At 60.7% G+C, this 24164-nt stretch carries 20 protein-coding genes and 1 pseudogene; 15 read left to right on the plus strand and 6 right to left on the minus strand.

The window, feature by feature from the left end; all coding sequences use genetic code 11:
• Nucleotides 1-4: 4 nt before the first annotated feature.
• From BW686_RS03080 to BW686_RS03090, 4 genes and pseudogenes are all read right to left on the minus strand, one after another.
• On the minus strand, nt 5-1789 hold the full coding sequence (locus BW686_RS03080) for a molecular chaperone (protein WP_084914321.1): 1785 nt from the start codon (nt 1787-1789) through the stop codon (nt 5-7).
• Nucleotides 1790-2052: 263 nt separating this feature from the next.
• A complete protein-coding gene (gene asd, locus BW686_RS27035) occupies nt 2053-2916 on the minus strand; it encodes an archaetidylserine decarboxylase (protein ID WP_245399343.1) in 864 nt (287 codons plus the stop codon).
• A gap of 150 nt (nt 2917-3066) precedes the next feature.
• Nucleotides 3067-3876 (minus strand): annotated as a pseudogene (locus BW686_RS27040) (rhodanese-like domain-containing protein); the annotation flags it as partial.
• Nucleotides 3877-3921: 45 nt separating this feature from the next.
• Nucleotides 3922-5457 carry an HDOD domain-containing protein gene (locus BW686_RS03090; protein WP_084914164.1) on the minus strand — a complete coding sequence of 512 codons (1536 nt, stop codon included), beginning with the start codon at nt 5455-5457 and terminating at the stop codon, nt 3922-3924.
• A gap of 207 nt (nt 5458-5664) precedes the next feature.
• Between BW686_RS03090 and motA the strand changes: the two genes are divergently transcribed.
• Together motA and motB are read left to right on the plus strand one after the other, a co-directional pair.
• The gene (motA, locus tag BW686_RS03095; RefSeq protein ID WP_084914165.1) at nt 5665-6516 is read left to right on the plus strand and encodes a flagellar motor stator protein MotA; all 852 of its coding nucleotides are present in this window, start codon (nt 5665-5667) and stop codon (nt 6514-6516) included.
• A gap of 3 nt (nt 6517-6519) precedes the next feature.
• Nucleotides 6520-7542 carry a flagellar motor protein MotB gene (motB, locus tag BW686_RS03100; protein ID WP_084914166.1) on the plus strand — a complete coding sequence of 341 codons (1023 nt, stop codon included), beginning with the start codon at nt 6520-6522 and terminating at the stop codon, nt 7540-7542.
• Between the two features lie 62 nt (nt 7543-7604).
• Here motB and rsgA read toward each other — a convergent pair whose 3' ends face one another.
• The gene (rsgA, locus tag BW686_RS03105; RefSeq protein ID WP_084914167.1) at nt 7605-8636 is read right to left on the minus strand and encodes a small ribosomal subunit biogenesis GTPase RsgA; all 1032 of its coding nucleotides are present in this window, start codon (nt 8634-8636) and stop codon (nt 7605-7607) included.
• A 108-nt stretch (nt 8637-8744) separates the two neighbouring features.
• Here rsgA and orn point away from each other — a divergent pair, with 108 nt between their 5' ends.
• Together orn and BW686_RS03115 are read left to right on the plus strand one after the other, a co-directional pair.
• A complete protein-coding gene (gene orn, locus BW686_RS03110; protein WP_005731116.1) occupies nt 8745-9281 on the plus strand; it encodes an oligoribonuclease in 537 nt (178 codons plus the stop codon).
• Nucleotides 9282-9387: 106 nt separating this feature from the next.
• The gene (locus tag BW686_RS03115; RefSeq protein WP_084914168.1) at nt 9388-9999 is read left to right on the plus strand and encodes a trimeric intracellular cation channel family protein; all 612 of its coding nucleotides are present in this window, start codon (nt 9388-9390) and stop codon (nt 9997-9999) included.
• Nucleotides 10000-10050: 51 nt separating this feature from the next.
• On the opposite strand, the gene queG is transcribed toward BW686_RS03115, so the two are convergent.
• Nucleotides 10051-11139, minus strand: a complete 1089-nt coding sequence (gene queG, locus BW686_RS03120; protein WP_084914169.1) for a tRNA epoxyqueuosine(34) reductase QueG — start codon at nt 11137-11139, stop codon at nt 10051-10053.
• 63 nt (nt 11140-11202) lie between these two features.
• On the opposite strand from queG, the gene BW686_RS03125 reads away from it, so the two are divergent.
• The 11 genes from BW686_RS03125 (at nt 11203) to BW686_RS03175 (ending at nt 24129) form a co-directional block, all read left to right on the plus strand.
• Nucleotides 11203-12693 (plus strand): NAD(P)H-hydrate dehydratase, encoded by a 1491-nt coding sequence (locus tag BW686_RS03125; protein WP_084914170.1) that lies wholly within the window; start codon nt 11203-11205, stop codon nt 12691-12693.
• 29 nt (nt 12694-12722) lie between these two features.
• Nucleotides 12723-13151, plus strand: a complete 429-nt coding sequence (gene tsaE, locus BW686_RS03130) for a tRNA (adenosine(37)-N6)-threonylcarbamoyltransferase complex ATPase subunit type 1 TsaE (protein WP_245399023.1) — start codon at nt 12723-12725, stop codon at nt 13149-13151.
• Between the two features lie 2 nt (nt 13152-13153).
• On the plus strand, nt 13154-14581 hold the full coding sequence (locus BW686_RS03135) for an N-acetylmuramoyl-L-alanine amidase (protein ID WP_218775740.1): 1428 nt from the start codon (nt 13154-13156) through the stop codon (nt 14579-14581).
• The gene (gene mutL, locus BW686_RS03140; protein WP_084914172.1) at nt 14581-16524 is read left to right on the plus strand and encodes a DNA mismatch repair endonuclease MutL; all 1944 of its coding nucleotides are present in this window, start codon (nt 14581-14583) and stop codon (nt 16522-16524) included. The genes BW686_RS03135 and mutL overlap by 1 nt, the downstream gene beginning before the upstream one ends.
• Nucleotides 16525-17496 carry a tRNA (adenosine(37)-N6)-dimethylallyltransferase MiaA gene (gene miaA, locus BW686_RS03145; protein WP_084914173.1) on the plus strand — a complete coding sequence of 324 codons (972 nt, stop codon included), beginning with the start codon at nt 16525-16527 and terminating at the stop codon, nt 17494-17496.
• Nucleotides 17497-17587: 91 nt separating this feature from the next.
• Complete coding sequence (gene hfq, locus BW686_RS03150) at nt 17588-17848, plus strand: RNA chaperone Hfq (RefSeq protein WP_002551819.1); 261 nt, start codon at nt 17588-17590, stop codon at nt 17846-17848.
• 12 nt (nt 17849-17860) lie between these two features.
• A complete protein-coding gene (gene hflX, locus BW686_RS03155) occupies nt 17861-19162 on the plus strand; it encodes a ribosome rescue GTPase HflX (RefSeq protein ID WP_084914174.1) in 1302 nt (433 codons plus the stop codon).
• A 96-nt stretch (nt 19163-19258) separates the two neighbouring features.
• Nucleotides 19259-20455: an FtsH protease activity modulator HflK gene (hflK, locus tag BW686_RS03160; protein WP_084914175.1), complete on the plus strand. Its 1197-nt coding sequence runs from the start codon at nt 19259-19261 to the stop codon at nt 20453-20455.
• Nucleotides 20455-21324: a protease modulator HflC gene (gene hflC / locus BW686_RS03165; RefSeq protein WP_084914176.1), complete on the plus strand. Its 870-nt coding sequence runs from the start codon at nt 20455-20457 to the stop codon at nt 21322-21324. Before hflK ends, hflC begins: the two co-directional genes overlap by 1 nt.
• 270 nt (nt 21325-21594) lie before the next feature.
• Nucleotides 21595-22782: an ATP phosphoribosyltransferase regulatory subunit gene (locus tag BW686_RS03170; protein ID WP_084914177.1), complete on the plus strand. Its 1188-nt coding sequence runs from the start codon at nt 21595-21597 to the stop codon at nt 22780-22782.
• A gap of 54 nt (nt 22783-22836) precedes the next feature.
• Nucleotides 22837-24129, plus strand: a complete 1293-nt coding sequence (locus tag BW686_RS03175) for an adenylosuccinate synthase (RefSeq protein WP_084914178.1) — start codon at nt 22837-22839, stop codon at nt 24127-24129.
• Nucleotides 24130-24164: the final 35 nt, after the last annotated feature.

The raw sequence follows: 24164 nt of genomic DNA on the forward strand, positions 1-24164 counted from the left end.
ACGGCTACAGCGTGCCCCACAACGAATCGAACTCCTGATCAGGTTTCGCTTTTTCTTTCGGGGCAGCTTTGGGCGCCTCGTAAACCTGATACTCGAACTGATTGTAACTGGCGCTGCTGATGCGCCGGTTGCTCAGTGACGCGCGCCGCTCTTCGCCATTGATATTGATCATCACTTTGCTGCCTTCCTGAAAAGGCAGTCGTGGTGCGAGCACGGTCGGCGGTTTTTCCATCGCGCGCACTTCCGGCAGCATCAGCGTCCGCAGGTACTGGCTGTTCTGCTGTTCGCGTATCAGTTGCATGCCGCAGGGCTGGGCAAAAGGCGCAATCAGCTCGATGCCCATCTGCGTGCCGCCACTGCGCACCTGGCGAACCCAGCGTACGATGGCGATGCTCCAGCCTTGCCCCGAATCATCCTGAATGCCCACCAGCTCGCCCGCCTGCAACTGCTGCGGGACTTCCTTCTGCCATGCCAGGCAGTAACCGCCCGGACTATGGTTGACGATGTTCAGGTCGTAAGTCGGGAACGTGTGCTGGTTATTGGATGACGAGTCACTGTCACCGTCGCTTTTCGGGTACTCGATCTCTTCGTACGGCAACAGGACGGATGAGGTATTGCCTCGCTGCGTGTCGAAGGCAGAGGACCAGGGATCGTCCTCGGTCTCGTTGACAATCTTCAGCGAAAAATTCGCCGCGCTGCTGGCGCCACTCAGTTGCAGCAGTTCGCTGAACGACTTTTGACCAGCGACGTAAAAATGCAGCGCACTCATGCCGATGCACAGCTTCAGCGTGCCTTGGCCCGCTGTGCGCTGAAACGTACGCTCGGCCACATCGCCCCAGGCCGCTGCCAGATGTTGCAACAGGTCAGTGTTGATTCCGGTGGGGATCAACAACTTTGAAGGCGAGCGCTGGTCGTCGGGCAACGCCAGGTACTGGTTGATCGCGTCGGCCAGCGCCAGGGTGTTGATGCCCAGCAGTCTGGGAGATTGCTCGTCGGTGAACAGGGTGCGGTACAGCGGCGGTTTATCAACCGTTGGCTCCAGCGCGAAAAGGCTGCTGTCCTCCGCGGGCGATCGCAGCCTGACCAACGGGCTCCAGGCCTCCAGCGCGTCGGCCAGTTTGCCGATGTTCAACTGGCGCATCTGATTGCAGCGCGAGCATCCCATCAGCAGCGCGATCACGTACGTCTGCTCAACGCTCAACGCTTTGGTGTGATGAGCCAGCGGTTCGTCGATCAGCGTGTTGTGTAACTGGTACTGGCGAGCGATCTGGTAGATCTGATGCAGTTCCAGCCACAGGCCGTCCTGAACCGGACAGTAAAGCTGATTGGCGCGAATCAACGGCCCGTTGAGCCCGTGCAGTGCGCGTTGCAGTGCCGTGCCGAACAGCGTGGATTGATCTTTGCTGTAACGCGGCGCGACCTGCTGGATGATCTGTTTGTAACCGGTTGCCAGATGGTTTTGCAGCGCCTGGCAGAGGTTGGCTACTTTGCGCGGTCGCTCGTCGAGCACGATGGCCTGATTGAGGAAGTGGCGTTCCAGGTGTTTGCAGACGAAATACACCTCGGACCGCAGCAACTCGAGCATTTGCAGGCGATTGTCACTGGGGGTGATCAGTTGGTTCAGCTCGGTCAGCCCCTGATAAAGCTGACGTGCCATTTCTCCGAGGTTGGCCTTGGGCAGTCTGGAGATCCAGCGTTTGAGGTCGCGGGGCGTTGCTTCACAGAATGTCAGGCTCGACTGCGCCGGCGTAGGGGCACGCAGCAGCAGAGGGAGGCTAAAATTACTCATGTGACAGGCAAACTCCAACGACTCACTGGACCGGGCGGCAACATTAAATGGCTGCCTGACACCATCGCCCGACAGAGAGGTGTCCAGCATACGCCGCTAATGTGCGAAGTGTCCTACAGCACCGAATGAGCGACTCTACCAGTATCGGCAAAGCCACGCAGCAAATGTGGCTTTGTGCCAGCCTTGCTCCCGTTCGACGCTGGAAGAGCGCAGCCGTTCAGGCCGCGCCCCTTTATTTTTCTGCCCGGCCCGGTTATCGGGTGTCAGGCCTGTTTCGGAACGGCCAGCGCCTGCCCCATCTGAACCTTGGACCCCGCGGTCAGTTGTTCAGCCCATTTGACCTGATTCGGCCCGAACAGAACGATTGCGGTCGAACCCAGCTTGAAGCGACCCATCTCGGCGCCTTTTTCCAGATGGATAGGCGCACGCGCTGCTTCATCGTAGCTGAATGTCTTCAATTCGCGCTTGGGCGGCGTCACCAGCCCGGCCCAGACCGTCTCGACCGACGCCACAATCATCGCGCCCACCAGCACCACGGCCATCGGCCCACGCTCGGTGTCGAACAGACATACCACGCGCTCGTTACGGGCGAACAGCTCCGGCACGTTTTCAGCAGTGGTCTGATTGACCGAAAAGATGCGGCCCGGTACGTAAACCATTTCGCGCAGCGTGCCGGCCAGCGGCATGTGAACGCGGTGGTAGTCTTTGGGCGACAGGTAGACCGTTGCGAACTCACCCCCCATGAACGGTGCAGACAGCTTCGGATCGCCGCCCAGCAGTTCAAGCACGCTGAAGCTGTGGCCTTTGGCCTGGAAGATGCGGCCATGATCGATCGGCCCCAACTGACTGATTGCACCGTCAGCGGGTGACAGAATCGCGCCAGGCGTGGTGTCCAGCGGGCGCGCATCGGGTTTCAGTGCGCGGGTGAAGAAGGCGTTGAAATGCTCGTAGGATGTCAGGTCTTCAACCAGTGCCTGCGACATGTCTACCTGGTAGCGACGGGCAAACCACGCGGTGAAAGCGTTTTTGAACCAGCGCACGCGGCATTCGGCAACGCAGCCGGCCAGTCGGGACAGCAGGTGATGCGGCAGCAGGTACTGACTGAGAATAAACAAGCGATCTTTCATTGAGGGTCCTGAAGATGAGTGTCCTGAAAATGAATGCCCTGCCGATTTCTGAGACGTTCCGGCCGGCTCGCTGACGCTGACAGGTTCGATGGCCTCGGCGGGCTGTGCCGGCTGGAATGGTTCAGCGGGGGCGGCCGCTGCGTTCGATGTTTCAACCGGCGTGTCCGGATGGTTGCCCCATTCTCCCCACGAGCCGGCGTATGCCTTGACCCTTGGGTAGCCCAACGCTTTCGCCACCAGGTACGTGAAGCCCGAGCGGTGGTGGGTTTGGCAATGGGTGATCACTTCCTTGTCCGGGGTAATGCCCAGCTCGCGCAGAACCTGCGGCATGTCCTGACGAATGCGCAGGTTGCGCGTCTTGTCCATGCCCGCGGTCCATTCGAAATTGACGGCCCCTGGCACATGACCGCCTTTGGCGGAGACCACTTTTTCGCCCGAATATTCAGTCGGCGCGCGCGCATCCCAGATCGCCAGGTCGGCTGCACCCAGGCGGCTTTGCAGGTATTCACGGGTGGCCGTCGGTTCTTCATGCAGCGTCAGCGTGACCGGACCGCCTGCAACGGGCGGAACCTCGGTACTCATGGGCAGCGATTCTGCTTCCCAGGCCAGCACGCCGCCGTCCAGGTAGTGATAGCGGTGATGGCCGATGACATCCAGCAGCCAGATGAAGCGACCGGCCCAGCCGCCGCCTTCGTCATCGTAGACGACATAAACTGCATCGGGGTTATGGCCCAGTTCACCGAACAGTTGCTCCAGGCTGGCGGTGTCAGGCAGCAGGCCGGGGGCGGGCGGTTTGCCCAGCTGTGTGCGTTTGGGGTCGACGAAGCGAGCGCCGCGAATATGACCGGCTTCGTAGCGAGCGCTGCTGGTCAGATCCACGAGAATCAGTTCCGGGGCGTCGAGACGCTCAAGCAGATCGTTGGGTTCGATGACCAGCGACAAGCCAGTGAATTCGGACATTTGCAGCCTCCGATGGAGAGAAAGAGGCGAATTGTACGCCAGGCCTCATGCTTTGCGATGACTAAAGATGCCAAGTGCCCGTTCAATACATTGCGCGGTTTTTCCGAACGCTTGCACGGAAATTTCCGACAATGCGCCCCCGCCCTGATCGGCGATGACCAGCAGCATGACTTTGCCGTTATTGCTCAGCGAACGAATCAACCAGTGCTGGCCGCTGAACAATGCTTTGAGTGGCGCGGGCAATAGCGCTGAAAACTGCGCAATATTGGCTGGCGTCATGCGCAACTGTGTCGGCTGGGTCAGCAGGCGTTGCAGCACCGTGCTTTCCTTGATGAGCAGCTGCAAGGCAGCGGCTTCCTTGGGCAGGCCGGCGAGCTGATTGACGCGCAGCACGGTCGTGGTCTTGTCCAGCATCAGCAGCATGACCCGCTCCATGCCGCAGGCGGTCAGGGCTTCTCGGGCAGAGGTGGTCAAGTGCATGGCGTTGATGAACGGGCTGGGCTCTTGCAACAACTCGGCGCACAGCTTGCGCCAGAGCTGAAGGGCATCAGCCGAAGGCGGTGGCGCGGGCTCGTTGTCGCGCCTGATTCGGCGCGTGTCCCAAGGCCAGATCAGCGATTCGGCCGGGTGCCACAGGTCCTTTTCCGCATGGATGCGTGCGCTGCTGGCGGCGTTCTGATGCGCCTGCTGCTGCACTTCGCTGATGGACTGTTGCAGATAAAGGCTGGTCAACCGCTCCCAGCGCAGGCAATGCGGGCTGTTCCAGGCATTCTGTGCCGCCAGCGCAAGACCATTTCCCAGCAGGACGGTGTTGGCCGGCTGATTCAGCCAGCGTCGCAGGTTGGGGTCGGCGTCCATGAGCTGTTGCTGTTCCAGCGAACTGCGATCCGCCCGCGCAACGCGCAGTGCCTTGGCCAGTTCGCGTCGTTCATTGATCAGCAGTTTATAGCCGCGGGTGACCCATACCGGCAGGCGCCAGAACTCGGCCAGCGCCAGACACAGCTCCAGCAGGTTGACGCCGAACAGTTCTTTTTCCACCGCGACGCTGGAGTGCCCCTTATGGATAACTCGTACTTCAAGCTCCTCCAGCAGTTTCGGGTAAGCGAGCGCCAGGGGCCAGAGCGGTGCAAGAAACAGCAGGCTGCCCAGGTGGATGTCCTGCCACAGCCGCGCCAGACGGCTGGCAAACAGACCGTTGGCCTGTTGCGTGGCGTGCTGGCTCACCAATAGCAGTTGACGGTAGGCGGCAGGAATGTCTTCAGGCGGCTTGGCCGGCAGACGGCCTAGCAGGATTTCGGTGCGTGCCAGCCCCAGGCGGTTGATCGCGATTTCCAGGCTCTCGGCCTGCTCGGTCATGCCGTGGGTGTGATGGTTGGCCTCGCGCATCACGCTCAGTACCAGCGCAGGACTTTCCTGCATCATTTCGGCGATGTCCCGCAGCGAGCGGCGGCTGTCATTGAGTGCGGAACGCACGTGCGCATGATTGGCTGCGGGAACCGGCAACGCGATACCGTCAAGCTGTTTGACCCAGGCGTCGAGCGTCTTCGGAACGAGATGATGAGATGTATGTACTGTCGACATTGGATGGCCTGTGCGACTGATTATCCGGGCGGAAAGACCGCCAGTGTGCGGGTCGGAGCGGCCATTTTCACCTGTTGATTCCGCAGGTGAAATGGGTTTTTCACAAGAACCGGCTATAGTCTGGACCAGATGGGCCGATAAGGAGAAGAAGAGATTCATGAACTTCCGCACTGTCCCTGAACCCGACTCAGTAAAGTATTTTCTCCTATGGCTAAAATTATCGGCATCATCGTCGTTATCGCGAGTGTCCTCGGCGGGTATGTGTTGTCCCATGGCAAGGTCATGGCGCTGTTCCAGCCCTACGAGGTCTTGATCATCGGCGGTGCTGCACTGGGCGCGTTCCTCCAGGCCAACCCTGGCTATATGACGATGCACGTGTTCAAGAAGTCGCTGAAGATGTTCGGCAGCCGCTTCACTCACGCCTACTACCTTGAGGTGCTGGGTCTGGTGTACGAGATCCTCAACAAGAGCCGCCGTGAAGGCATGATGGCTATTGAAGGGGACATCGAAGACGCGGCCTCCAGCCCGATTTTCACCAAATACCCGGGTGTCCTGAAAGATGAGCGCATGACGGCGTACATCTGTGATTACCTGCGCATCATGTCGTCCGGCAACATGGCTCCCCATGAGCTGGAAGGTCTGTTCGACATGGAGCTGCTGAGCATGAAAGAAGAGCTCGAGCACCCCTCGCACGCCATCACCGGTATTGCCGACGGTATGCCCGGTTTCGGTATCGTGGCGGCGGTATTGGGTATCGTAGTGACCATGGCGTCCCTGGGGTCGGGCGACAAGGCGGCCATCGGCATGCACGTAGGTGCGGCACTGGTGGGAACGTTCTTCGGTATTCTGGCGGCGTACGGCTTCTTCGGCCCTCTGGCCACCTGCCTTGCGCACGATGCCAAGGAAGAAATGAACGTCTACGAGAGCATCAAGGCGTCTTTGGTGGCTTCGGCCTCCGGCATGCCGCCTTCGCTGGCCGTGGAGTTCGGCCGCAAGGTTCTTTATCCGTTGCATCGCCCCAGCTTCAGTGAGCTGGAACAAGCGGTTCGCGGTCGCTAAGTCATGGAAAATAATCAGCCGATAATCATCAAGCGCGTAAAGCGCTTCGGTGGCGGACATCACGGCGGCGCCTGGAAAATCGCCTTTGCCGACTTCGCGACGGCGATGATGGCGTTCTTTCTGGTGCTGTGGCTGATGTCGTCTGCCACGCCTGAACAGTTGCTGGCTGTCGCGGGTTACTTCAAGGACCCGGTGGGCTTTTCGGACAGCGGTTCGCCCTATGTGATCGATCTGGGCGGCTCGCCGGAGATGTCGCCGAACCAGACCCTCAACCCCGAGGTCAAGACCACGCCTTCCCCGGACACCGTGCCCATCGAGGCCGAGACCTCGGAAACCAAGGCCGAAGCGGTCGAGCAGGAGCGTCTGGAGATGCTGTTGCAAGAACTGCAGAACAAGGTCGAAGAAAACCCGCAACTGCAGAAGTTCAAGGATCAGATTCTGTTCGAGATCACCCAGGACGGCTTGCGTATCCAGATCATGGACGCCGAGAACCGGCCAATGTTCGACTCGGGCAGCGCGCGGCTCAAACCTTATTTCGAAGATATTCTGCTGGCCTTGGCTGACACCATCAAAAGTGTGCCGAACAAGATCAGCATCAGTGGCCATACCGATGCGACGCCTTTTGTGGGCAGTGGCGGCTTTGGCAACTGGGAGTTGTCGGCCAACCGCGCCAACGCCGCACGCCGGGCGCTGGTCGCCGGGACGTATCCGGATTCACAGGTGGCCAGGGTGGTGGGCTATGCCTCGTCGGCTCTTTATGACCACGATAACCCTACCAACCCGGTCAACCGCCGCATCGATATCGTGGTCCTGACCAAAAAGGCCCAGCACCGTATCGAGGGCGATCAAAACTCCGGCGGCGCGCCACCCGCCAAGCCTGCGCCGGCAGCACCAGGAACGCCAGCTGCGCCAGCTTCGAGCGGCACGCCGCCCGATCCGCAGGCGTACGCTCAGCCGCACGAGATACGGCAGAAGCTGAACATCTTCGACGACGGCAAGTTACGGGTCGATCCGGCCCAGAACTGAGCCACAACAGACACAAAAACGCCGCGATGATCGCGGCGTTTTTGTGTGCGGCGTTTCAGGCGTCAGTAGCTGTCTTGCGGCAGGCTGGCGATGATCGAGCGATAGCTGTTCATGCGCTGCTGTTGCACGCGGCCGTCTTCAAGCCCGGCGAGCAGGGCGCAGCCTGGTTCGCGGTCATGCTTGCAGTCGCGGAAACGGCAGGTGCCGATCAGGTCGTTGAACTCGATGAAGCCCGCCTCTACGTCGGCACGGCTGACGTGGCCCAGGCCGAACTCACGAATACCCGGTGAGTCGATCAGATCACCGCCCCGCGGGAAGTGAAACAGCCGTGCGGTCGTGGTCGTGTGCGTGCCCTGACCGGACACCTCGGACAACGGCCCGACACGGGTATCGGTTTCCGGCAGCAGGCTGTTGACCAGCGATGACTTGCCGACACCGGACTGACCGACGAACACGCTGATATGGCCATCAAGCTGGCTTTGCAGCTTCTGCATGCCGTCGCCGTGGTGCGCGGAGACTTCCAGTACCGGGTAACCCAGGGTGCGATAGACCGCCAGCAGCGCATTCAGCGCAGGCGCGTTCTGCTCGTCGATCAGGTCTGCCTTGTTGAGCAGCAGCAGCGGGTGAATGCCTGCATGCTCGGCGGCGACCAGATAGCGGTCGATCAGGTTGGCATGCGGCTCTGGCATCGGCGCGAAGACGATCACGATCAGGTCGACGTTGGCGGCCACGGGCTTGAGCTGGCCGCGAGAATCGGGGCGGCGCAGTTCGGTGGAGCGCGGCAGTTGCGCGACGATCACGCCGATGCCCTGATTACCGGCCCGCCAGACCACGCGATCGCCGGTTACCAGTGCAGGCAGGTTGGCGCGCAGGTGGCAGCGGAAGACCTGACCGGCTGTTTCGCCTTCCTGGGCTTCGACTTCGACCTGTACACCGAAGTGAGCAATCACCAGGCCTGTCTGCTCGGGGCCGAGGTCGCCGCCCTCCAGTGTTTCAAGCGTGACAGACTCGCGCTTTGCTGCGCGGGCTGCACGTTCGCCCTGGATTTTTTCGATGCGCCAGTTCTGACGACGATTGAGTTGGCGTTTGGCCATGGGTGTTCCGATGTGAAGTAAGCAATGAATTAAGCAGTACGTTTGATCCGCAGGAGTCTATCACGGCAGGGTGAGCTAAACTGCGCGCCTACGCTGAGGAGTCGACACATGCAGAACAAGCAGAACCTGATCTGGATCGATCTGGAAATGACCGGTCTGGACCCGGATACCGATGTCATCATCGAAATGGCCACGATCATCACCGATAGCGAGCTGAACACGCTGGCGGAAGGGCCGGTGATCGCTGTGCATCAGAGCGACGAGACGCTGGCGAAAATGGACGAGTGGAACACTCGCCAGCACGGCGGCTCGGGCCTGACCCAGCGCGTGCGGGAAAGCACCATCAGCATGGCTGAAGCCGAAGCGCAGACCCTTGAATTCATCAAGCTGTGGGTGCCCGAGCGCAGTTCGCCGATCTGCGGCAACAGCATCTGTCAGGACCGTCGCTTCCTTTATCGCCACATGCCGACGCTGGAAAACTACTTCCACTACCGCAACCTCGACGTCTCGACGTTGAAGGAGCTGGCCGCGCGCTGGTCTCCGGAACTCAAGTTCAAGAAAGGCAGCACGCATCTGGCGCTGGATGACATCCGGGAATCAATCGCCGAACTGCGTTTCTACCGCGAGCATTTCATCAAGCCGTGATCTAGTGAATGCAAGGCATCAGCGTGCGGTGAATAATCTTCGCTGCACTCTTTCAGTGCGCCGGTCCGCTGGTTAGACTGCGCGCCTTTGTCGCAGAGTCGCCGCCATGTTGCTGATGCTTTATCTGATCGCCATCACTGCTGAAGCCATGACCGGCGCCTTGTCGGCCGGGCGGCGCGGCATGGACTGGTTCGGTGTGGTGCTGATCGCCTGCGTGACTGCGTTGGGCGGCGGGTCGGTGCGTGACGTGCTGATCGGTCATTACCCGCTGACCTGGGTCAAGCATCCGGAATACCTGATACTGACCAGCGTGGCCGCCTTGGTGACGATCTTCATTGCGCCGCTGATGCGCCACCTGCGTTCGCTGTTTCTGGTGCTCGATGCCTTGGGGCTGGTCGCCTTCACACTGATCGGCTGCATGACCGCCCTGGAGGCCGGGCACGGTCTGGTGATCGCGTCGGTGTGCGGCGTCATCACCGGTGTCTTCGGCGGGATCCTGCGCGACATCTTCTGCAACGACATCCCGCTGATCTTCCGCCGCGAGCTTTACGCCAGCGTGTCGTTTCTGGCCGCGTGGTGCTTTCTGCTCTGCCAGTACCTGCAACTGCCGAATGAACAAGCGGTGCTGATCACCCTGTTCGGCGGCCTGCTGCTGCGTCTGCTGGCCATCCGGTTTCACTGGGAAATGCCCAAGTTCGTCTATAAAGACGAGCCTTGAAGCTTGTGGGAGCGAGCTTGCTCGCGAAGAGGCCAGCAAACGCGCTGCCAATTAAAGCGTCGCAACACCATGCCGCCCCAACGCCCATTCCACATGCTCCCTGACCAGTTCAGACGGGTAGTCGCGCCGCGCTTGCAGGGCCTCGAGCACCGGAATGGTGGAGGGCGCATTGCCGAGGCCGACGGCCAGGTTGCGCAGCCAGCGTTCATACCCGGCACGGCGCAGGGGCGAGCCTTCTGTGCTGCTGAGGAATTTTTCTTCATCCCATAAAAACAGTTCGGCCAGCCCGGCGTTGTCCAGGTTATGGCGCGGCTGAAAGTCACTTTGTTCGGTCGGGCGAGCGAAGCGGTTCCACGGACAGACAATCTGGCAGTCGTCACAACCGAACACCCGATTGCCTATCAAGGGCCGCAGTTCTTCGGGAATGGCCGTCTTCAGCTCGATGGTCAGGTAGGAAATACAGCGTCGCGCGTCCAGCACGTAAGGCCCGACGAAGGCGGCTGTCGGGCAGATGTCCAGGCAGGCCGAGCAGCGACCACAATGTTCCGTTGCGTGAGGCGCGTCGACCGGCAGCGGAATATCGACAAACAGTTCGCCGAGAAAAAAGAAGCTGCCGGCCTTGCGGTTGAGCACCAGTGTGTTTTTGCCGATCCAGCCCAGCCCGGCCTGCTCGGCAATGGCCTTTTCCAGCACCGGCGCGCTGTCCACGAAGGCGCGAAAGCCGAACGGCCCGATGGCCTGCTGAATGCGCTCGGCCAGTTGCTGCAAACGCTTGCGGATCAGCTTGTGATAATCGCGGCCCAGGGCGTAGCGTGAAACGTAGGCCTTTTCCGGTTCTGTCAGGCGTTGCGCCATCTCGGTGTCGCCGGGCAGGTAGTCCATACGCAGCGACACCACCCGCAGTGTTCCCGGCACCAGTTCATCCGGGTGGGAACGTTTGCTGCCGTGGGCTGCCATATAGTCCATTTCGCCGTGATAACCAGCATCGAGCCAGCGTTGCAGGTGCTGCTCATGCTCTGCCAGGTCCAGGCCGCTGATCCCGACTTCCTGAAAACCCAACTCGCGCCCCCACGCCTTGATCGACAGGGCGAGAGCGGCAAGATCATCGGAAGTGGGAAGTACAGCAGTAATAGCGGACATGCGCAGAGAGAAACCGGGGCCAAGGTGCGTATAATTCTGCCAGACATCGGAGCCTACAGACGCATGTTCGACACTAAACCTCATTTACCCGACGCGCTGTACAGTGCCGAGCAGGTCCGCGACCTCGACGCCCGGCTGATTGCCGCCGGCACGCCAGGCTTCGAATTGATGCAGCGTGCGGCTCACGCCCTGTGGCGAGCGATACGTCGGCGCTGGCCCGAGGTGAGCCAACTGACGGTGCTGGCCGGGCGTGGCAACAATGCGGGCGACGGGTATCTGGTGGCGGCGCTGGCGCACAAGGCTGGTTGGCAGGTTCGCGTGCTGGCGGTCGATGACCCGGCAGCGCTGGCAGGTGATGCGGCATCGGCGCATGCAGCGGCATCGCAGGTGGATATTCAGGCCTGGGCAGGTCAGCCACTCAATGGCGTGGTGCTGGATGCGTTGCTGGGCACCGGTCTCAAGGGCGACGTGCGTGAGCCTTATCGTTCAGCCATTGAAGCGATCAATGCCAGCGGTCTGCCGGTTGCGGCGGTGGACATCCCGTCAGGCTTGAGCGCAGACACCGGGCAGGCCCTCGGCGTGGCGGTGCGCGCCGATCTCACGGTGACGTTCATTGGCCTGAAAGCCGGGCTGCTGACCGGCGAGGCGGCCGACTGTGTCGGCGAACTGGTTTTTGACGACTTGCAAGCCGATCCGGCGCTGGTTGCGCAGACGCCGGTCACCGCGAAACGTCTTGATACACACAATTTGCCGTCTCTGGCGCCACGTCCGCGTACTGCTCATAAAGGCATGTTCGGGCGAGTACTGGTCATCGGTGGCGATCACGGCTTCGGCGGCGCCGCCTTGCTGAGTGCCGAAAGCGCCTTGCGCAGCGGCGCAGGCATGCTGACCCTGGCGACCCGTGCCGAACACATCCCGGCAGCGTTGACGCGCATGCCGGAAATCATGAGTGCGGCGATCCGCTCGGCAAACCAGTTGATGTCGCTGATCGAGCCCGCCAGTGTGCTGGTGGTCGGTCCAGGGCTGGGGCAGGCCGCCTGGGGGCGCAGCCTGTTGTCGGCTGCCGCCAACGCGGATCGGCCGCAAGTCTGGGACGCCGACGCCCTGAACATGCTGGCGGCCGGGCAGGCAAGTTTGCCGGCAAACAGCGTCATCACGCCGCATCCGGGTGAAGCGGCGCGCCTGCTGGGTGTCGGCATCAAAGACATTCAGAACGATCGCCTCGCCGCTGTCCGGGCGCTGGCCCGCACATTCAACACCGTTTGCGTGCTCAAGGGCTCCGGCAGCCTGATTGCCGATGCGCACGGGCAAGTGGCGTTGTGTGATCGCGGTCATCCGGCAATGGCCACCGCCGGGCTGGGTGATGTGCTTGCCGGCCTGATCGGCGCGTTGATGGCGCAACATCTGTCGCCCTTCGAGGCGGCGTGTCTGGCGGTATGGCTGCACGCCAGTGCCGGTCAGAACGTCGGTGAAGCCGGTCGCGGGCTGGCCGCCAGCGACATTATTCCCGCCATTCGTCAGTTATTGGAGGAGCTGCAACCGTGTCTGATTTAACGCTGCATGTGGTTGGCGAAGAGGCAATGATGCGTTTTGGTGCGCGTCTGGCGCAGGTGACCGAGGGCACAGGCGTCATCTTTCTCGACGGCGATCTGGGCGCGGGGAAAACCACCCTGTCGCGGGGAATGATTCGCGGGTTCGGGCATGCCGGGGCTGTCAAGAGCCCGACTTTCACGCTGGTCGAGCCTTACGAAATCGGTGAGATCCGGGTGTTCCACTTCGATCTGTATCGGCTGGTCGATCCCGAGGAGCTGGAGTTCATGGGCGTGCGTGATTACTTCGACGGCCAGGCACTTTGTCTGATTGAATGGCCCCAGCGTGGTGCAGGCTTTTTGCCAAAGCCTGACCTGACCATTACCATTGGGCCGCACGGAGAAGGTCGGTCCGTGATATTGAGCCCACTGGGCTCGCGTGGCGAACGCTGGTGTGCCACTTTGGCTTTGGAATTCAAATAGATATGGGGTTAGGTATGCGCATGCGCGCGCTGGTTACTGTAGTTGGTCTGCTGTTGATGGCCCTGGCTGTCGAGGCGGTTGCCGCTACGCAAGTACGAAGTGTCCGCTTATGGCGAGCGCCGGATAACACGCGTCTGGTATTCGACCTGACGGGGCCGGTCCAGCACAGCGTATTCACCCTGACGTCGCCCGATCGTCTGGTCATCGATATCAATGGGGCGACACTGGCCGGTCCGCTGAATGTGCCGACCGCCAATACGCCGATCAGCAGCATGCGCTCTGCCCAACGTACGCCTTCCGATCTGCGCGTGGTCATCGACCTGAAAAAGGCGGTGACGCCGAAGAGCTTCACGCTTGCGCCCAACCAGCAATATGGCAACCGTCTGGTGGTCGATCTGTTCGACAATGCCGCAGATGCCAACCCGACGCCTGTGATTCCGGACACCGCCGCCAACACCGCGCCAGCGGTTCCGGTGAGTCCTGCCAAACCTGAAATCAAACTGACCCCGGTGCCCAACGGCAAGCGCGATATCGTGATCGTGATCGATGCCGGGCACGGTGGTGAAGACCCGGGCGCCTCGGGTGGTGCGGGTCAGAAAGAGAAAAACGTGGTGCTGTCGATTGCCAAGGAGTTGCAGCGCCAGGTCAACGCTGAAAAAGGCTACCGCGCCGAACTGACACGGACGGGCGACTATTTCATTCCGTTGCGTAAACGTACCGAGATCGCCCGCGCCAAAGGTGCCGACCTGTTTGTGTCCATTCACGCCGACGCCGCGCCTTCCACCGCCGCTTTCGGTGCGTCGGTGTTCGCTCTTTCTGATCGCGGGGCCACGTCCGAAACGGCGCGCTGGCTGGCGGACAGTGAAAACCGTTCCGACCTGATCGGCGGGGCCGGTGCCGTCAGCCTGGATGACAAAGACCGCATGCTGGCGGGCGTGTTGCTGGACTTGTCCATGACCGCCTCGTTGTCGTCGAGTCTGAACGTCGGCCAGAAAGTACTGAGCAATATCGGTCGCGTCACTTCATTGCACAAATCCCGTGTCGAGCAGGCAGGCTTCATGGTGCTCAAGTCGCCGGATATCCCGTCGATTCTGGTGGAAACCGGCTTCATCTCCAACGCCAACGAAGCCAACAAGCTCGGCTCTGCGTCGCACCAGCAAGCGTTGGCCCGTTCGATCACTTCCGGTGTGAAGCAGTTCTTCCAGCAGAATCCGCCGCAGGGCACTTACATCGCCTGGTTGCGTGACAACGGCAAGCTGGCGCAGGGGCCGCGTAACCATGTGGTTCGCTCGGGCGAAACCCTGGCCATGCTCGCGGCACGCTATGACATGAACATCGCCACCTTGCGCAGTGCCAACAACCTGAAAACCGATGAATTGAAAATCGGCCAGGACCTGCGCATTCCGAGTTCCGAGGTTGCTACACAGTAATGACCGATCTTCTGCTTGACGGCGCCGAAGCCGATAACGCCCGGACGGGCTTGAATGCCGCACGTATCGAATTGCTCAGCCCGCGTCTGGCCAACCAGATCGCGGCCGGCGAGGTGGTCGAGCGTCCGGCGTCGGTTATCAAGGAATTGCTGGAGAACAGCCTCGATTCCGGTGCGCGGCGCATTGACGTCGACGTCGAGCAGGCGGGCATCAAGCTGTTGAAAGTGCGGGACGACGGCGGCGGCATTTCGTCTGATGACCTGCCGCTGGCTTTGGCGCGACACGCGACCAGCAAAATTCGCGATCTGGAAGACCTCGAACGGGTCATGAGCCTGGGGTTTCGCGGCGAGGCACTGGCCTCGATCAGTTCCGTGGCCCGGTTGACACTGACCTCGCGAACCCGTGACGCCGATCAGGCCTGGCAGGTCGAAACCGAAGGCCGTGACATGGCGCCACGGGTGCAGCCAGCAGCGCACCCGGTAGGCACCTCGGTGGAAGTGCGCGACCTGTTTTTCAACACGCCGGCTCGCCGCAAGTTTCTCAAGGCCGAGAAAACCGAATTCGATCATTTGCAGGAAGTCATCAAGCGCATGGCGCTGGCGCGTTTCGATGTGGCCTTTCATTTGCGCCACAACGGCAAGACCGTGCTCAGCCTGCATGAAGCGCATGATGACACCGCCAGAGCGCGTCGTGTTTCGGCCATCTGCGGGCCGGGCTTTCTTGAGCAGGCGTTGCCCATCGAGATCGAGCGCAATGGTCTGCACCTGTGGGGCTGGGTCGGGCTGCCGACGTTTTCGCGCAGCCAGGCCGATCTGCAGTATTTTTTCGTGAATGGCCGTGCAGTGCGCGACAAACTGGTCGCCCATGCGGTGCGTCAGGCTTATCGCGACGTGCTGTTCAATGGCCGCCACCCGACCTTCGTGCTGTTCTTCGAAGTCGATCCAGCTGCCGTCGATGTCAACGTTCACCCGACCAAGCACGAAGTACGCTTTCGTGACGGGCGCATGGTGCATGACTTTTTGTACGGCACCTTGCACCGAGCCTTGGGTGATGTGCGCCCTGAGAATCAGCTGGGTGGCAGCGTGCCAGTCGTCACCGAAACGCGTCCGACCGGCCCTGAAGCAGGCGAGTTCGGGCCGCAGGGCGAAATGCGTTTGGCCAACAATGTGCTGGAACAGCCGCAGGGCGAGGCGTTTGCCCGGCCTGCGGGCGGCGGTTCCGGCAGCGGCTATCAATACCAGTATTCGCCACGGCCCACGACGGGCGTGCCGGTTGCCGAAGCGCAGAGCGCCTACCGCGAGTTTTTCGCACCGCTGCCCAGTGCCGCGCCCTCGACGCTGCCTGAGTCGCCGAGCGATATTCCCCCGTTGGGTTACGCGTTGGCGCAGCTCAAGGGTATCTACATTCTGGCCGAGAACGCCCACGGCCTGGTGCTGGTGGACATGCATGCCGCCCACGAACGCATCATGTACGAGCGCTTGAAGATCGCGATGGCCAACGAAGGCCTCAGCGGTCAGCCGTTATTGGTGCCTGAGTCCCTCGCGGTCAGTCAGCGTGAAGCCGATTGCGCCGAAGAACACATTGCGACGTTCCAGCGGCTGGGCTTCGAGCTTCAGCGGCTTGGCCCGGAAACCCTGGCGATCCGCCAGATTCCCGCGCTGCTCAAACAGGCCGAAGCCAACCGGCTGGTCAGTGATGTGCTGGCGGACCTGATGGAATACGGCACCAGCGACCGGGTGCAGGCGCACATGAACGAGCTGCTCGGTACGATGGCCTGTCACGGCGCGATTCGGGCCAACCGGCGCCTGGCCATCCCGGAAATGAACGGGCTGCTGCGCGACATGGAAAACACCGAGCGCAGCGGTCAATGCAACCACGGTCGTCCCACCTGGACCCAGATGGGGCTCAACGACCTGGATAAATTATTCCTGCGCGGTCAATGAATGAATGCTTTACCTCCGGCCATCTTTCTCATGGGGCCAACCGCCGCAGGCAAGACTGACCTTGCCATCGAACTGAGCAAAGTACTGCCTTGCGAGCTGATCAGCGTCGATTCGGCACTGGTCTATCGCGGCATGGACATCGGCACCGCCAAGCCCTCCAAAGCACAGCTGGCCGAATTTCCGCACCGCCTGATCGACATTCTCGACCCTGCGCAGAGCTACTCGGCTGCCGACTTTCGCACCGATGCGCTGGCGGCCATGGCGGAAATTACCGCACGCGGAAATATTCCTTTGCTGGTCGGCGGCACTATGTTGTATTTCAAGGCTCTATTGGACGGGCTGGCAGATATGCCGGCCGCCGATGCAGAGGTTCGGGCGCAGCTTGAAGCCGATGCACAGGCCTTTGGCTGGCAGTCGTTGCATGACCAGTTGGCGGTGGTCGACCCGGTGTCGGCGGCACGTATTCACCCCAACGATCCGCAACGTCTGATCAGGGCGCTGGAGGTTTATCGCGTCAGCGGAATGAGCATGACCGCACACCGCGAGCAACAAACTGCGCAAAGTACCGAAGCAGCCGCATCAGGGCGTCAGCAATTGCCCTATACTGTCGCAAATCTTGCAATCGCCCCGGCTGATCGCAAGGTGCTGCACCAACGCATCGCGCTACGTTTTGAACAAATGCTGGACCAGGGGTTTGTGGACGAAGTACTGGCATTGCGCTCTAGAGGCGACCTGCATTCCGGGTTGCCATCGATAAGGGCAGTGGGTTATCGCCAGGTCTGGGATCATCTGGACGGAAAGCTGACGCGGGATGAAATGCAGGAGCGGGGCATCATTGCAACGCGCCAGCTGGCCAAAAGGCAATTTACCTGGCTACGCAGCTGGGAGAATTTGCACTGGCTGGACAGTCTGGCCAGCGACAATCTGCCGCGCGCCTTGAAATACATGGGATCGGTCTCCATATTGAGCTGAGTCCCTGCAATAGCCGTCTATCCTTGGGGGGTGGCCGGTCAAGCCAATCGAATTCGATTTATTATTATTGATCCTTAAAGGAGTGCGGCACATGTCAAAAGGGCATTCGCTACAAGACCCTTACCTGAATACCTTGCGTAAAGAGAAGGTCGGGGTATCGATCTATCTGGTCAACGGTATCAAGCTGCAGGGTACGATCGAGTCTTTCGACCAGTTCGTCATTTTGCTGAAAAACACTGTCAGCCAGATGGTCTACAAACACGCCATTTCCACCGTTGTACCGGTTCGTCCGATCCGCCTGCCTAGCGCTACAGACGCTGACGGCGCGGACGCCGAGCCAGGTAACGCCTGATAGGAGTCTGCCTTGTTCTTTGAGCGCCACAGTGGTGGTGAACGGGCCATACTCGTTCACCTGGATGGTCAGGACCCTGAGGCGCGCGAAGATCCGCAGGAGTTTCAGGAGCTGGCCATATCGGCCGGTGCTGATACCGTTGCGTTCATCAACGTGCCGCGTCATCGGCCATCGGCCAAATACCTGATTGGCTCTGGCAAGGTCGAGGAACTTCGCGACCAGGTCAAAGCCGAGCAGGCTGATCTCGTGATATTCAATCACACCCTCACGCCCAGTCAGGAACGTAACCTCGAACGCGTTTTCGAGTGCCGCGTGCTTGATCGTACGGGCTTGATTCTCGATATCTTTGCGCAACGAGCGCGTACTCACGAAGGCAAGTTGCAGGTCGAACTGGCCCAGCTCGAGCACATGAGTACCCGTCTGGTGCGTGGCTGGACTCACCTTGAGCGACAGAAAGGTGGTATCGGCCTGCGCGGTCCGGGTGAAACCCAGCTTGAAACCGACCGACGTCTTCTGCGGGTTCGCCTGCGGCAGATCAAAGGGCGACTGGAGAAGGTTCGCAGTCAGCGGGATCAGGCGCGTCGCGGGCGTCAGCGTGCCGATATCCCGTCGGTTTCACTGGTGGGCTATACCAACGCCGGCAAATCGACCCTTTTCAACTCGGTGACCGATTCGGACGTGTTCGCGGCTGACCAGTTGTTCGCCACGCTTGATCCGACCTTGCGTCGTCTGCAGCTCGACGACCTGGGTCCCATCGTGCTGGCTGACACCGTGGGCTTCATTCGCCATCTGCCTCACAAGCTGGTAGAAGCCTTTCGCGCGACACTTGAAGAATCGAGCAATTCCGATCTGCTGCTGCATGTCATCGATGCGCACGAGCCTGATCGCATGTCGCAGATCGAGCAGGTCATGGCGGTGCTCGGTGAGATCGGTGCCGAGGGCTTGCCGATCCTCGAGGTCTATAACAAACTCGATCTGCTCGAAGGGGTGGAACCTCAGATACAGCGCGATGCCGATGGCAAGCCGCAGCGTGTCTGGGTGTCGGCCCATGACGGTCGTGGTCTGGATCTGCTCAAGCAGGCTATTGCCGAGCTGCTCGGCAATGACCTGTTTGTCGGCACACTGCATTTGCCACAGAGTCTCGCCCGGTTGCGTGCGCAGTTTTTCGAGCTGGGCACGGTGCAGAGCGAAACCCATGACGAAGAAGGTGCCAGCTTGCTGGCGGTGCGAATACCGCGCGTTGAACTCAATCGACTGGTGAGTCGCGAAGGATTGCAGCCGCTGGAGTTCATCGAGCAACACACTTTGCAATAAAAGCACGGGAAAGCCGTTGTACGGCTTTCGCGAGCATTCTGTAGCATTGGTCGGCGCGCCGCGGGCGCGTCTTTGCTTTATCAGATGGAGAGCGCTATGGCTTGGAATGAGCCGGGTGGCAACTCGAATAATCAAGATCCCTGGGGTGGCAAACGCCGTGGCGGCGACCGCAAGGGACCACCTGATCTCGACGAGGCCTTCCGTAAGCTGCAGGAAAGCCTGAAGGGGTTGTTCGGCGGCGGTAACAAACGTGGCAGCGATGGCGGCGGCAGTGGCAACGGTGGCGGCTCGGGCAAGGGCGGTGGCTTTGGCCTGCTCGGCATCGGCCTGGTCGTACTCGTCGCTTTCTGGCTCTACAGCGCTATCTATGTTGTCGATGAGCAAGAGCAGGCGGTCGTGCTGCGTCTCGGCAAATACCACGATACCGTGGGGCCGGGCCTCAACATCTACTTCCCGCCGTTCGACCGCAAGTACATGGAAAACGTGACTCGCGAACGTGCCTACACCAAGCAGGGCCAGATGCTCACCGAAGACGAGAACATTGTCGAAGTGCCTCTGACCGTGCAATACAAGATCAGCGATCTAAGGGCCTTCGTTGTGAACGTCGATCAGCCTGAGATCAGCCTGCAGCACGCGACCGAAAGCGCGTTGCGCCACGTCGTGGGTTCCACGGCGATGGATCAGGTGCTGACTGAAGGTCGTGAACTGATGGCCAGCGAGATCAAGGAGCGTCTGCAACGTTTCCTCGACACCTACGGCACCGGTATCACCGTCACTCAGGTAAACGTACAGAGCGCTGCTGCGCCACGTGAAGTGCAGGAAGCCTTTGACGACGTGATCCGCGCCCGTGAAGACGAGCAACGCGCACGCAATCAGGCCGAAAGTTATGCCAATGGCGTGATTCCGGAAGCGCGCGGTCAGGCTCAGCGCATTCTTGAAGATGCCAACGGCTACCGTGATGAAGTGGTTTCGCGCGCCAAAGGTGAGGCTGATCGCTTTACCAAGCTGGTCGCCGAATACCGCAAGGCGCCAGAGGTCACTCGCCAGCGTCTGTATCTGGACACCATGCAGGAAGTCTTCAGCAACACGAGCAAGGTCCTTGTGACCGGCGACAAAGGGCAGAACAATCTGCTTTACCTCCCGCTCGACAAGATGATCGAAAGCAGCCGCAGCAGTACTGGCAACGGTTCCAATACGGGCACGTCGTCTCAGTCCGCTACTGATGCTGCCGCTGCTGCCCGGGCGACTGAGGCTCAGCAGCGCGGTGAAGTACGTACCAGGGAGACTCGCTGATGAGTAACAAGTCACTGATCACCCTTATTGTCGGCGTGGTGCTGGCCGTCATCGCCTGGAACAGCTTTTACATAGTGTCCCAGACCGAGCGCGCGGTTCTGCTGCAGTTCGGGCGTGTGGTTCAGGCGGATGTCAAGCCGGGCCTGCACGTGAAGGTTCCTTACGTGAACCAGGTGCGCAAATTCGACGGGCGTCTTCTGACGCTGGACGCGCCCACCCAGCGTTTTCTGACGCTGGAGAAGAAAGCGGTCATGGTCGATGCCTACGCCAAATGGCGCGTGAAGGATGCAGAGCGTTTCTATACTGCGACTTCCGGCCTCAAGCAGATTGCCGACGAACGTCTTTCGCGTCGTCTGGAATCCGGCCTGCGCGACCAGTTCGGCAAGCGCACCCTGCACGAAGTCGTGTCGGGTGAGCGAGACGCGCTGATGGCGGACATCACCGGTTCGCTGAATCGCATGGCTGAAAAAGAGCTGGGCATCGAAGTAGTGGATGTCCGGGTCAAGGCCATCGACCTGCCGAAGGAAGTGAATCGCAGCGTGTTCGAGCGGATGAGTACCGAGCGTGAGCGTGAAGCGCGTGAGCATCGTGCCAAGGGTAACGAGCTGGCTGAAGGTATTCGTGCCGATGCCGATCGTCAGCGCCGTGTGCTGCTGGCAGAAGCCTATCGCGAGTCGGAAGAAGCGCGTGGTGACGGTGATGCCCAGGCTGCTGCGATCTACTCCAAGGCCTACGGTCAGGACCAGGAGTTCTACGCGTTCTACCGTAGCCTGCGTGCCTACCGCGAAAGCTTTGCGAACAAGAGCGACGTGATGGTGCTTGATCCGAACAGCGAATTCTTTCGCTACATGGAAAAAGCCAAGCCGTAATTAATCACCCGCCGGGCGGCAAAACCGCCTGGTGGGGTGAACGTACGGTGAAACGTGTGTATCATGCGGCAGCCGGGAAATTCCCGGCTTTTTTGCGTCTGCACGATTGATTGGCCGCATCTGGTTCAGACAGCGGCAAAGTTTTTCGAGGAGAGTGGTCTGCAAAGCCTGTCTCGGGCATTTGTCGTGCCCGCCATACGGCGCACCACTTTCTGCTTCACTCAAGGCCGGCCTTCAGGCTGGCCGCCTGGATCACAGGGGATAGGCGTAATGGCAACGGTTGACCGCTGGCTGCTACCAGATGGCATCGAAGAAGTACTGCCACCGGAAGCGGCGCGCATTGAAGTAGCGCGCCGTCAGGTGCTGGATCTGTTTCAGAGCTGGGGCTATGAGTTCGTCGTCACCCCGCATATCGAGTATCTGGAGTCCCTGCTGACTGGCGCGGGTTCGGATCTGGATCTGCGCACCTTCAAGGTCATCGACCCGCAGTCGGGTCGGCAGATGGGCTTTCGCGCCGATATCACGCCGCAGGTTGCTCGCATCGATGCACACACCCTGAAACGTGAAGGCCCGAGTCGCCTGTGCTATGCGGGCAGCGTTCTGCATGCTCAGCCCCGGGCACTGTCTTCTTCGCGCAGCCCGATTCAGCTCGGCGCCGAGCTGTATGGCGACGCAAGCCCGAGCAGCGACGTCGAGGTCATCAGTCTGATGCTGTCCATGCTGCAACTGGCTGAAGTGCCGGATGTACACATGGACCTCGGGCACGTAGGCATCTACCGTGGGCTGGCACGTGCGGCCGGGCTGTCGGGCGAAGTCGAGCAGCAGTTGTTCGATGCCCTGCAGCGCAAGGCCATCGACGAAGTAATTGCCCTCACCGCCGATCTGCCGCAAGAGCTGGCTTCGATGCTGCGTGCGCTGGTAGGGCTGTGCGGTGGGCGTGAGGTGCTGGATGCGGCGCGTGATCGTCTGGCGGGCGCGCCTGCACCGGTACTGGCGGCACTGGATGACCTGCTGGCCATTGCAGACCGCCTCGCAACACGCTTCCCGCAGTTGCCGCTGTATTTCGATCTTGGCGAGCTGCGCGGCTACCATTACCACACCGGTGTGGTGTTCGCGGTGTTTGTTCCTGGCGTGGGTCAGTCCATTGCTCAGGGTGGTCGTTACGATGACATCGGTGCCGATTTTGGTCGTGCCCGCCCGGCGACCGGCTTTTCCACTGACCTGAAAACCCTGGTAACGCTGGGGCAGGCAGAAATCGTATTACCGTCTGGTGGCATCTGGGTGCCGGACAGTACGGATGCGGCACTCTGGCAGCGGGTTTGCCAGTTGCGCAGCGAAGGTCAGCGTGTGGTTCAGGCGTTGCCTGGGCAGCAGGTAAGCGCCGCGCGTGAAGCCGACTGTGACCGGCAATTGATTCAGCATGGCGAGCACTGGCAGGTCATGCCGCTGGCTTCTTGAGTATTCCTGCCGGCCGCCGCCGGCACCAAGTTTGCGTGAATGAGGACAAGTGTTATGGGTAAGAATGTCGTAGTCCTGGGCACTCAATGGGGTGATGAGGGCAAAGGCAAGATCGTTGATCTGCTGACCGAACATGCTACCGCCGTAGTTCGCTACCAGGGTGGCCACAATGCGGGTCACACACTGGTGATCGACGGTGAGAAAACCGTATTGCACCTGATTCCGTCCGGTGTCCTGCGCGAAGGCGTGCAGTGCCTGATCGGTAACGGTGTGGTGGTTGCCCCCGACGCGCTCCTGCGCGAAATCATCAAGCTGGAAGAGAAAGGAATTCCGGTGCGTGAGCGCCTGCGCATCAGCCCGTCCTGCCCGCTGATCCTGTCGTACCACGTTGCACTGGACCAGGCGCGTGAAAAAGCCCGCGGCGAGTTCAAGATCGGCACCACCGGTCGTGGTATCGGCCCGGCCTACGAAGACAAGGTTGCACGTCGCGGTCTGCGCATCGGCGACCTGTTCCACCGCGAGCGCTTCGCCGCCAAGCTGGGCGAGCTGCTCGACTACCACAACTTCGTGCTGGTCAATTACTACAAAGAGCCTGCCATCGACTTCCAGAAGACACTCGACGAGTGCATGGAATACGCTGACCTGCTCAAGCCGCTGATGCTCGACGTCACCGCTGCGCTGCATGAAATGCGTCGTGACGGCAAAGACATCATGTTCGAAGGTGCCCAGGGTTCGCTGCTGGACATCGACCACGGCACCTATCCGTACGTGACCAGCTCCAACACCACGGCTGGCGGCATTGCGACAGGGTCGGGCTTCGGTCCGATGTACCTGGATTACATTCTGGGCATCACCAAGGCCTACACCACGCGTGTCGGTTCAGGTCCGTTTCCGACCGAACTGTTCGACGATGTCGGTGCTTTCCTGGCCAAGCGTGGTCATGAATTCGGCGCAACCACAGGCCGTGCCCGTCGTTGCGGCTGGTTCGACGCCGTCATCCTGCGTCGCGCCATCGAGATCAACAGCATCTCGGGCTTGTGCCTGACCAAGCTGGACGTGCTGGACGGTCTGGAAACCATCAACATCTGTGTTGGCTACGAGAATGAAGACGGCGCAGTCATCGACGCGCCTACCGACGCCGACAGCTACCTGGGTCTGCGTCCGGTCTACGAGCAGATGCCGGGCTGGAGCGAGTCCACGCTGGGTGCCAAGACGCTTGAAGAGCTGCCTGCCGCTGCGCGCGCTTACATCAAGCGCGTCGAGGAGCTGGTAGGTGCGCCTATCGATATCATTTCGACCGGTCCTGACCGTAACGAAACCATCGTGCTGCGTCATCCGTTCGGCTGATCCATCGCCGGGCGTTACAAAAAGGGTCGCATTTG

This window comes from Pseudomonas syringae, assembly GCF_002157375.1.
GTDB classification, from domain to species: Bacteria; Pseudomonadota; Gammaproteobacteria; order Pseudomonadales; family Pseudomonadaceae; genus Aquipseudomonas; species Aquipseudomonas syringae_T.